The following is a 10,465-nucleotide window of genomic DNA, read 5'->3' on the forward strand; positions in this document are numbered from 1 at the left end:
TGCACCGCGGGCGGGTGGCGGAGGCAGGGGAGCGGCGTCAGGAACGCTCGCGCGCGGCTCACCGCAGGGCGCTTCTGGTCTGCCAGTCGGCCCACGGGACGTTCCACGCGCCGTAACCGTTGCCCTCGGCGACGGTGCCCTTGGCGTCGGCGCCGGTGATCTCGAACGGGTCGCCCACGCGCACCTGCCCGTACAGGGCGGCGGCGTCGGCGTCGCTCATCCCGACGCAGCCCGAACTCCGGTTGGCCCGACCGAAGTGGCTCGTGTTCCAGGGCGCCGCGTGCGCGTACATCCCCGACCAGGTCAGCCGCATCGAGTAGTCGACCATCTTGTCGTAGGCGTCGCCGAGGCCCACCGTCTCGGAGCGCATGTTGATGGTGCCCTCCTTCGCCATCAGCACCGCCGTGCCCCGCCAGGACGCCTTGTCGCCGCCCGGCGTGCCCGCCGACATCGGGACGTCCAGGACCTGCCGGCCGTCACGGCGCAGGGTGAGGCGGTGCCGGTCGAGGTCGACCCCGACCACCTGGGCGTCGCCGACGGTGAACGCGGTGGCGTAGTCGCGGACGAACCAGCCGCCCTCCGCGCCCGTGTCGACCCCGTTCAGCTCGGCCTCCAGCCTGACCTTCGTCCCCGGCTTCCAGTACTCCTTCGGCCGCCAGTCGACGCGGTCCCTGCCCGAGTGGTCCCGGAGCCAGCCCCAGGAGCCCTCGGCGCCGTCGGAGGCGGTGACCTTCAGAGCCCTCTCCACCGCCGCCTTGTTCTCCACCGGGTGGTCGAAGACGACCGACAGCGGCTGGGCGATGCCCACGGTCGTGTCCTTGCCGGGCGCCAGCGACAGCTTGTTGACCTTCTCGGCGGCGGCCGTGGTGAACGCCGCCCGGTCGCCGCCGCCGTCCGCGTCCTCCGCCACCACCGTGTAGGCGGTGCCGGGTGCGGCGACCCGGTGCGAGGTCCAGGTGCGGCCGTCGGCGGATATCGCACCGGTCAGCGCACCGCCCCCGGCCGCCGTCACCGCCACCTTCCGCAGCCTCCCGTCCGCCAGGGCCACCGTCACCGGCCGGCCCGGAGACGCGGCCGTGCCCCGGAGGTTGACCGCGATCTCGGCGGCGGGCGCCTCGCCGCCCCCGCCCGCCCGCGCCTCCCCGCCCGCCGGGGCGCCGGAGCACGAGGTGAGCGCGGCGCAGAGCAGCACCGCCGCCCCGGCCGGAAGGAGCCGGGGCCTCCGCCCGGCCGGGGCGGTGCGACGGACAGGCGAACGCAGGGAAATCAACGGAAGAACCTCCAGGGCGGCAGCACTCGCGGAGCTAGAGGCGATTTCCCCCATGTCGGGTTCCGTCCGTTCCCGAGCAATCCACCGGCCCGCGCGGAAGGCGACGCGGACACCCCCGGCACGCCGCCGCGCGTCCGCGGCCCGAAGGCGCGCGGCGCCGGGCGTCCGCGAATCCGTTCGAGGCGGTCCTGACGATCCGGGGCCGCCGGGGCTACCCTGCGCGGAGATCCGTCGACTGGAGGTACGTATGCGCCGTTCCGCAGCTCGGAACACGTCGCTGTTGGCCGTCCTCGCCGTGGTGGCGTCGGTGGGAGCCGCCGCCCCGGCGGGCCCGGAGAGCTCTGCCGGACCTCGCCCGGCCCCGCCCAAGTCCCCGGTGGCGGTGGGATACGGGGGAGCGGTGGCGAGCGTCGACGCGGACGCTTCAGCGGCCGGAATCGAGGTGCTGCGCAAGGGGGGCAACGCGGTCGACGCGGCCGTGGCCACCGCGGCGGCGCTCGGCGTGACGGAGCCCTACTCGGCGGGCATCGGCGGCGGGGGCTACTTCGTCCACTACGACGCGAAGAAGCGCACGGTGCGGACGATCGACGGCCGCGAGACCGCCCCGCGCAGCGCCGACGCCTCCCTCTTCCTGGAGAACGGCCGACCGATCCCGTTCGCGGAGGGGATGACCAGCGGCCTCGGCGTCGGCACGCCCGGCACCCCGGCCACCTGGCAGCGGGCGCTGGACGCGTGGGGCACCAAGTCGCTGCGCACGCTGCTGGAACCGGCCGGACGACTGGCCCGCGACGGCTTCGTGGTCGACGGCACGTTCCGCTCCCAGACCGCGGACAACCAGGCCCGCTTCGCGGACTTCCCCGCCTCCGCCGAGCTGTTCCTGCCCGGCGGCCGACTCCCCGCCGTCGGCTCGGTGTTCAAGAATTCCGACCTGGCCCGTACGTACGACGAGCTCGGCCGGAAAGGTGTCGGCGCGCTCTACCGGGGCGCGCTGGCCGACGACATCGTCCGTACCGTGCGCAACCCGCCCGTGGACCCCGACGCCGACCGCGTGGTGCGTCCCGGCGACCTGACCCGCGAGGACCTCGCCGCCTACCGGACCCTGGCCAAGGCCCCGACCAGGGTCGGCTACCGGGGCCTGGACGTCTACGGCATGGCGCCCTCCTCCTCGGGCGGCACCAGCGTGGGCGAGGCCCTGAACATCCTGGAGTCCACCGACCTCGCGCGGGCGGACCGGGTCCAGTACCTGCACCGGCTCATCGAGGCGAGCCGCATCGCCTTCGCGGACCGGGGGCGCTGGGTGGGCGACCCGGCCTTCGAGGACGTGCCCACCGAGGAGTTGCTGAGCCAGCGGTTCGCGGACGCGCGGGAATGCCTGATCAAGGACGACGCGGTGCTGACCAGCCCGCTCCCGCCGGGCGACCCCCGGAACCCGCAGCGGTGCGTCAGCGCCGGGAGGGCCGCCCCGACGACGTACGAGGGGGAGAACACCACCCACCTGACGACGGCCGACAAGTGGGGCAACGTCGTCGCCTACACGCTGACGATCGAGTCCACCGGAGGCAGCGGCATCACGGTGCCCGGCCGCGGCTTCCTGCTCAACAACGAGCTCACCGACTTCTCCTTCGCCCCGGCCGACCCGGCGGTGCACGACCCCAACCTGCCGGGTCCCGGCAAGCGGCCGCGTTCGTCGATCTCGCCGACCATCGTGCTGAAGGACGGCAGGCCGGTGCTGGCCCTCGGCTCGCCGGGCGGGGCCACCATCATCACCACCGTGCTCCAGTCGCTGACCGGGCACCTCGACCGGGGGCTCCCGCTGGTCGACGCGATCGCCTCGCCGCGCGCCAGCCAGCGCAACGCGGCCGCCACGGAGATCGAGCCGGACCTGTGGAACAGCCCGCTGCGCGCGGAGTTGGAGAAGCTCGGCCACGTCTTCAAGCGGAACCCGGAGCTGGGGGCCGCCACCGGGGTGCAGCGGCTGCCCGACGGCCGCTGGCTCGCGGCGGCGGAGAAGGTGCGCCGGGGCGGCGGCTCGGCCATGGTGGTGCGTCCGGCCGGCCGGCACTGAGCCGGCCGAACCGGACGGAGGCCCGCGGGGCCGGGGCCGCGCACCGGGTGCGCGGCGCCGGCCCCGCGGCGCTCACCGCCGGGGACCGCGGGGCCGCGGCGGGGCCGTGCCGCCCGTGCGGGCCGACGTCACAGCGAGGTCAGCACGCGCGGGCCGTCGTGCGTGATCGCCACCGTGTGCTCGGCGTGCGCGGCCCTGCTGCCGTCCGTCGTCCGCAGCGTCCAACCGTCCTCGTCGTGGCGGAAGTCGTCGCGGCCGCCGCCGATCAGCATGGGCTCGATCGCCAGGACCATCCCGTGCCGCAGGACCATCCCGCGCCCCGGCCGCCCCTCGTTCGGCACGGACGGGTCCTCGTGCATGGACCGGCCGATGCCGTGCCCGCCGTAGCCCTCCAGGATGCCGTAGCCCGCGTCGCGGCAGACCGTGCCGATCGCGTGGGCGATGTCGCCGATCCGGTTGCCCACGACGGCCGCGCCGATCCCCGCGTCCAGGGCCGCGAAGGCGGTCTCCACCAGCCGGGTGTCGGCGGGGCGGGCGCGGCCCACGGTGAAGCTGACGGCCGAGTCGCCGGCCCAGCCGTCCAGCAGGGCGCCCGCGTCCACGCTGACCAGGTCCCCGTCGCGCAGCGGTTCGGCGGAGGGGATGCCGTGCACGACGGCGTCGTTGACGGAGACGCAGATGACGGCGGGGAACGGGGTGGAGGCGAAGTGCGGGCGGTAGTGCAGGAAGGGCGAGGAGGCGCCCGCCTCGCGCAGCACCTCGCGGGCCGCCTCGTCCAGCTCGCGGGGCGTCACGCCGACCGCCGCCATGCTCCGGGCTCGGGTGAGGATCTGCGCGACGACCCGGCCGGCCTCGCGCATCGCGTCGATCGACGCGTCTGTCTTGATGTGCACCATGCCCATTACTATACCGGTCGAACCGTTATAGTAATAACGGTATGAGAATGGTGTCGCGTAGTAGGGTGGGCCCATGGTCCGCACCCCTCTCACCCCCGAAGAGCGCCTGCGCGGCGAACGGCTCGGCCGTGTGCTCCGCGAGGCGCGCGGCGGGCGCAGCATGGCCGCCGTCGCCGCGAGCGCCGGAATCTCCGCGGAGACCCTCCGCAAGATCGAGACCGGACGCGCCCCCACCCCCGCCTTCTTCACGGTGGCCGCCCTCGCGGGGGCCCTGGGCCTCTCCCTGGACGAGCTGCCGGCCCGCTGCGCGCCCGAACCGGCCGCGGCGCCTTTGATCGCCTGACGGGCGCGCGGAGCGTAGGGTCGCGCCCGTGACCCTCCAGGACTTCGCCCGCAGCCCCTACGTCAGCCTGACCACGTACCGGAAGGACGGCACGCCCGTCGCCACGCCCGTGTGGGCGGCGGCCGAGGGGGATGTGCTGTACGTGTGGACCCGCTCCGACTCGTGGAAGGTCAAGCGCCTGCGGAACAACGCCGAGGTCGCCGTGGCCGTCTGCGACGTACGCGGCCGGATCGCCGAAGGGGCCCCGGCCGCCGAGGGCGTCGGCAGGCTCCTCGACGAGGACGGCACCCGCCGGGTGCGCGCGCTGCTGGCCCGCAAGTACACCTGGAGATTCTGGCTGGTCGACCGGCCCGCCGCGATCGCCCGGCTGGGCAAGCGTCCGCACACCGGGATCGCCATCACCTTCTGACCGCCCGGCTCCCGTGATCACCTGACCGGGGAGCGAGGCTCGGGCCTTCCCCTTCTGGAAGCGCGAGGGATCGGTGCGCGTGATGTCCGTAATGGACCGCTCGGGTGCGAAACATGATCGACTCCGCCGGTTGGCGACGATGGTCTTGCCCCGCCGGACCGGGCAGGCTTACGTTCTCCCTCCATGCACCGATCCACGTGCGGAGAGAGGGTGCGGAGGCTCTCTGACGCCGCGTCGAAGGAGCAGCTCGTGTCCCACGTCGTACGCGCCGCACTGGTCCAGGCGACCTGGACCGGCGACACCGAATCCATGATCGCCAAGCATGAGGAACACGCGCGTGAGGCCGCCCGGCAGGGCGCGGGGGTCATCGGCTTCCAGGAGGTGTTCAACGCCCCCTACTTCTGCCAGGTCCAGGAGCCGGAGCACTATCGCTGGGCCGAGCCGGTCCCCGACGGGCCGACCGTACGGCGGATGAGGGATCTGGCTCGGGAGACCGGCATGGTCATCGTCGTCCCGGTCTTCGAGGTCGAGCACAGCGGCTTCTACTACAACACCGCGGCCGTGATCGACGCCGACGGCTCGTACCTCGGCAAGTACCGCAAGCACCACATCCCGCAGATCGAGGGGTTCTGGGAGAAGTACTACTTCCGTCCCGGCAACGCCGGTTGGCCGGTCTTCGACACCGCCGTCGGCAAGGTCGGCGCCTACATCTGCTACGACCGGCACTTCCCCGAGGGCTGGCGTCAACTAGGGCTCAACGGAGCGCAGTTGGTCTACAACCCGTCGGCCACCTCGCGCGGACTCTCCAGCCACCTCTGGCAGTTGGAGCAGCCGGCCTCCGCCGTCGCCAACGCGTACTTCATCGCCGCCATCAACCGGGTCGGCCGCGAGGAGTACGGCGACAACGACTTCTACGGCACCAGCTACTTCGTCGACCCGCGCGGGCAGTTCGTCGGGGAGGTCGCCGACGACAGGAACGAGCAACTGCTCGTCCGCGACCTGGACTTCTCGATGATCGACGAGGTGCGGCAGCAGTGGGCGTTCTACCGGGACCGCCGACCCGACGCGTACGACGGGCTGGTGGAGCCGTGAGCGGACTCTTCGAGCGCCACCGCGCCGTCGCCCCCGACTGGCTGACCCTCTACTACCGCCGCCCCCTGGAGCTGACGCGAGGCGAGGGCCGGTACGTCTGGGACGCGGACGGCCGCCGCTACCTCGACTTCTTCGGCGGCATCCTCACCACCATGACCGCCCATGCCCTGCCCGAGGTCACCAGGGCGGTGGCGGAGCAGGCGAGCCGGCTGATCCACTCCTCCACCCTCTACCTCAACCGCCCGATGGTGGAGCTGGCCGAGCGGATCGCCGCCCTCTCCGGCATCCCCGACGCGCGGGTCTTCTTCACCGCCTCAGGCACCGAGGCCAACGACACCGCGCTGCTCCTGGCCACCGCGTACCGCCGCTCCAACCAGATCCTGGCGATGCGCAACAGCTACCACGGCCGGTCGTTCTCCACGGTCTCCGTCACCGGCAACGGGGCCTGGTCGCCCACGGGCCTGTCGCCGCTGCAGACGCTGTACGTGCACGGCTGCGTCCGCGACCGGGGCCCGTACGCGGCTCTGAGCGACGAGGGGTTCATCGCCGCGTGCGTCGCGGACCTGGAGGACCTGCTGGGCCACGTCCGCGGCCCCGCCGCCCTGATCGCCGAACCCGTCCAGGGCGTCGGCGGCTTCACCTCGCCCCCCGACGGGCTCTTCGCCGCGTTCCGCCGCGTCCTCGACCGGCACGGCGTGCTGTGGATCTCCGACGAGGTGCAGACCGGCTGGGGCCGCACCGGCGACCACTTCTGGGGCTGGCAGGCGCACGCCGAGCACGGACCGCCCGACATCCTCACCTTCGCCAAGGGCATCGGCAACGGCATGTCCGTCGGCGGGGTCGTCGCCCGCGCCGAGGTGATGAACTGCCTCGACGCCAACTCCATCTCCACCTTCGGCGGTTCGCCGGTCACCATGGCAGCGTCGCTCGCCAACCTCGCGTACCTCCTGAAGCACGACCTCCAGGGCAACGCGCGACGCGTCGGCGGACTCCTCATCGAACGGCTCAGGGCCGTGACCGCCGGCTCGCCCGCCGTGCGCGCGGTGCGCGGTCGGGGCCTGATGATCGGCGTCGATCTGGTGCGGCCCGGCACCGAGGAGGCCGATCAGCAGGCCGCGGCGGCCGTCCTCGAAGCGGCCCGCGAGGGCGGACTGCTCATCGGCAAGGGCGGCGGCCACGACACCAGCGTCCTGCGGATCGCCCCGCCGCTCACCCTGACCGTCGCGGAGGCCGAGGAGGGCGCGGCGATCCTCGCCGACGCCCTGCGCGCGGCGGGCTGACCCGGCCTCGCCGGGGCCCGTACCGGCGGCCGGGACTCCCCGACCGCCGTCCGCCCCCACGCACCCCCGTCCGCGGACCCGTTCCGCCGCACCCGAGGAGGCACCATGAGCCGAACCGTCATCCGGGGCGGCCCCGCCGTCACCGCGTCCCACGAGATCCACGCCGACGCGTTCGTCGCGGACGGCGTGCGGGGGTCGGCGGGACCGTGCGCGGCTCCGGCCCGTGTCGGCGGTGGCCCGGTCGGCGGCCGGCGCGCGAGGGAGGCGGGAAAGTGACGCGGACTCTCATCACCGGCGGTCTGGTGATCACGGCCGCCGACGAGGTGCACGCGGACGTGTTGATCGAGCAGGGCCGGGTGGTGGCGTTGGCGGCGCCGGGGACGCAGGCGTGGACGGCGGACCGGGTGATCGACGCGTCGCACAAGTACGTGATTCCGGGCGGGGTCGACGCGCACACCCACATGGAGCTGCCGTTCGGCGGCACGTCGGCGTCGGACACGTTCGAGACGGGCACGCGGGCGGCGGCGTGGGGCGGGACGACGACGATCGTCGACTTCGCGGTGCAGTCGAAGGGCGAGGCGCTCCGGACCGGCCTGGACCGCTGGTTGGAGAAGGCGGACGGGCGCTGCGCGGTCGACTACGCGTTCCACATGATCATGTCGGACGTGAACGAGGCGACGCTGCGGGAGATGCCGAAGCTGGTCGAGAACGGCGTCTCCTCGTTCAAGTTGTTCATGGCGTATCCGGGCGTCTTCTACTCGGACGACGGCCAGATCCTGCGGGCCATGCAGGTGGCCGGGGAGACCGGCGGACTGATCATGGTGCACGCGGAGAACGGCATCGCGATCGACGTCCTGGTGGAGCAGGCCCTGGCGCGGGGCGAGACCGGCCCCCGGCACCACGGGGAGGTCCGCAAGGCCCTCCTGGAGGCGGAGGCGACCCATCGGGCGATCCAACTGGCGCGGGTCGCGGGCTCCCCGCTGTACGTGGTCCACGTCTCCGCCCAGGAGGCGGTGGCGGAGCTGGCGGCGGCGAGGGACAGGGGCCTGCCGGTCTTCGGCGAGACGTGTCCCCAGTACCTCTTCCTCTCCGCGGACAACCTGGCGGAGCCGGGCTTCGAGGGCGCCAAGTACGTCTGCTCGACACCGCTGCGGCCCGAGGAGCACCAGGCGGCGCTCTGGCGGGGCCTGCGGACCGACGATCTCCAGGTGGTCTCCACCGACCACTGCCCGTTCTGCTTCACCGGCCAGAAGGAGTTGGGCCGCGGTGACTTCTCCAAGATCCCCAACGGGCTGCCGGGAGTGGAGAACCGCATGGACCTCCTCCACCAGGCGGTGGTCGACGGGCACATCTCCCGGCGGCGCTGGATCGAGATCGCCTGCGCGGCCCCGGCCCGGATGTTCGGCCTCTACCCGCGCAAGGGCACGATCGGCCCCGGCTCGGACGCGGACATCGTGGTCTACGACCCGCACGCCGCCCAGGTGCTGTCGGCGCGGACCCACCACATGAACGTCGACTACTCGGCGTACGAGGGGAGGACGGTGACCGGCCGGGTCGAGACCGTCCTCTCGCGGGGCGAGGTGGTGGTGGACCGGCGGACGTACGCGGGTCGCGCGGGTCACGGGGTGTTCCTCCCGCGCGGTCTCTGCCAGTACCTGGGCTGAGCGCCCGGAGCCCCGTCCCGTCGACTCGCCATCTGGAGGTTCCCCCGTGGACTTCGGACTCGTCCTGCAGACCGACCCGCCCGCATCGCGGATCGTCGGGCTGATGCGCCGAGCGGAACGCAACGGCTTCCGCTACGGCTGGACCTTCGACTCCGCCGTGCTGTGGCAGGAGCCCTTCGTCATCCACAGCCAGATCCTCGAACACACCGCCGGACTCCGCGTCGGCCCCATGGTGACCAACCCCGGCACCCGGACCTGGGAGGTCACGGCCTCCACCTTCGCGACCCTCAACGACATGTTCGGCAATCGGACCGTCTGCGGCATCGGCCGAGGCGACTCCGCGATGCGCGTCGCCGGCCGCGAGCCCAACACCCTGGCCCGCCTGGGCGAGGCCATCGACGCCATCCGCGACCTGGCGGAGGGCCGCGAGGCCGAGGTCGACGGCAAGCCGATCCGCATCCCCTGGATCAGGAACGGCGAACTGCCGGTGTGGATGGCGGCCTACGGCCCCAAGGCCCTCGCCCTCGCCGGTCGGAAGGCCGACGGCTTCATCCTCCAACTGGCCGACCCCTTCCTCACCGAGTGGATGGTCAAGGCGGTACGGCGGTCAGCCGCGGAGGCCGGCCGGGACCCCGACGCCCTCACGATCTGCGTCGCCGCTCCCGCCTACGTCACGGCGGACGACTCGCCGCAAGCGCTGGCCCACGCCCGCGACCAGTGCCGGTGGTTCGGCGGCATGGTCGGCAACCACGTCGCCGACCTCGTCGCCGCCTACGGGGAGCACTCCGCGATGGTCCCCGAGGAGCTCACCGCGTACATCCGGGACCGCCGGGGCTACGACTACTCCCACCACGGCCGCGCCGACAACCCCGACACCGCGTTCGTCCCCGACGACGTCGTCGACCGCTTCTGTTTGCTCGGCCCCGTCGGGGCCCACGTCGAGAGGCTGCGGCGCCTCAGGGACCTCGGCGTCGACCAGTTCGCCGTCTACGCCATGCACGACGGCCGCGAGAGCACCATCGACGCCTACGGGGCCGGCGTCATCCCGATGCTCCGCTGAGCATCGCGGAGGCGAGCGCGCCCCGGCGGGCTGAGGGGGGCACCGGGCGGAAGGCCGTGTCAGAGCCCCGTGGTACCCATGTCCCATGAGCCAGTTCCGCGACTTCAACCTCAAGCTGCTCGTCATCGAGGAGCTCATGTACGGCCCCAAACCGCTCCTCCCCGTCTACGACCTGCCCGCGCGGCTGGCCGAGCGGGGGATTCGCGACCCCGCGTCCCACGTCCTGGCCAACGGCCTCCACGCGGAGGTGCTGCCGGAGTCCCGCGCCCATTTCGAGGCCCTGGAGATACCGGCCGAACTGCTCGCCCGCGTCGAGGAGCTGTGCTTCGACGCCGGGGCGCGCGTCTTCCAGCACTGCGCCCCCGCCTGGGACGGCGAGGACGACC

Annotated in this window: 11 protein-coding genes; 9 read left to right on the forward strand and 2 right to left on the reverse strand. The window is 73.1% G+C overall.

Translation table 11 applies throughout. From position 1 onward, the window contains the following. Positions 1-58: 58 nt before the first annotated feature. On the reverse strand, positions 59-1,324 hold the full coding sequence (locus ACZ6EJ_RS14920; protein ID WP_469267384.1) for a L,D-transpeptidase: 1,266 nt from the start codon (positions 1,322-1,324) through the stop codon (positions 59-61). A gap of 193 nt (positions 1,325-1,517) precedes the next feature. Here ACZ6EJ_RS14920 and ggt point away from each other — a divergent pair, with 193 nt between their 5' ends. After that, a complete protein-coding gene (gene ggt / locus ACZ6EJ_RS14925) occupies positions 1,518-3,335 on the forward strand; it encodes a gamma-glutamyltransferase (protein ID WP_469267385.1) in 1,818 nt (605 codons plus the stop codon). Between the two features lie 128 nt (positions 3,336-3,463). Here ggt and map read toward each other — a convergent pair whose 3' ends face one another. Beyond that, on the reverse strand, positions 3,464-4,231 hold the full coding sequence (gene map / locus ACZ6EJ_RS14930; protein WP_469267387.1) for a type I methionyl aminopeptidase: 768 nt from the start codon (positions 4,229-4,231) through the stop codon (positions 3,464-3,466). Between the two features lie 73 nt (positions 4,232-4,304). Here map and ACZ6EJ_RS14935 point away from each other — a divergent pair, with 73 nt between their 5' ends. The 8 genes from ACZ6EJ_RS14935 to ACZ6EJ_RS14970 form a co-directional block, all read left to right on the forward strand. Beyond that, positions 4,305-4,574 carry a helix-turn-helix domain-containing protein gene (locus ACZ6EJ_RS14935; protein ID WP_469267389.1) on the forward strand — a complete coding sequence of 90 codons (270 nt, stop codon included), beginning with the start codon at positions 4,305-4,307 and terminating at the stop codon, positions 4,572-4,574. Positions 4,575-4,602: 28 nt separating this feature from the next. Continuing rightward, on the forward strand, positions 4,603-4,983 hold the full coding sequence (locus ACZ6EJ_RS14940; RefSeq protein WP_469267391.1) for a PPOX class F420-dependent oxidoreductase: 381 nt from the start codon (positions 4,603-4,605) through the stop codon (positions 4,981-4,983). Positions 4,984-5,232: 249 nt separating this feature from the next. Beyond that, positions 5,233-6,075 (forward strand): nitrilase-related carbon-nitrogen hydrolase, encoded by an 843-nt coding sequence (locus ACZ6EJ_RS14945; RefSeq protein WP_469267393.1) that lies wholly within the window; start codon positions 5,233-5,235, stop codon positions 6,073-6,075. Beyond that, positions 6,072-7,355, forward strand: coding sequence for an aspartate aminotransferase family protein (locus ACZ6EJ_RS14950; RefSeq protein WP_469267394.1), 1,284 nt, complete (start codon positions 6,072-6,074; stop codon positions 7,353-7,355). Before ACZ6EJ_RS14945 ends, ACZ6EJ_RS14950 begins: the two co-directional genes overlap by 4 nt. 105 nt (positions 7,356-7,460) lie before the next feature. Continuing rightward, positions 7,461-7,631 carry a hypothetical protein gene (locus tag ACZ6EJ_RS14955; RefSeq protein ID WP_469267396.1) on the forward strand — a complete coding sequence of 57 codons (171 nt, stop codon included), beginning with the start codon at positions 7,461-7,463 and terminating at the stop codon, positions 7,629-7,631. Next, positions 7,628-9,019 (forward strand): dihydropyrimidinase, encoded by a 1,392-nt coding sequence (gene hydA, locus ACZ6EJ_RS14960; RefSeq protein ID WP_469267397.1) that lies wholly within the window; start codon positions 7,628-7,630, stop codon positions 9,017-9,019. Before ACZ6EJ_RS14955 ends, hydA begins: the two co-directional genes overlap by 4 nt. 46 nt (positions 9,020-9,065) lie before the next feature. Beyond that, positions 9,066-10,079, forward strand: a complete 1,014-nt coding sequence (locus ACZ6EJ_RS14965; RefSeq protein ID WP_469267399.1) for a TIGR03842 family LLM class F420-dependent oxidoreductase — start codon at positions 9,066-9,068, stop codon at positions 10,077-10,079. Positions 10,080-10,164: 85 nt separating this feature from the next. Continuing rightward, on the forward strand, positions 10,165-10,465 hold a 301-nt coding region (locus ACZ6EJ_RS14970; RefSeq protein ID WP_469267401.1), incomplete at its 3' end, for a DUF6892 domain-containing protein.

This window comes from Streptomyces sp. NPDC041970 (genome assembly GCF_055588985.1).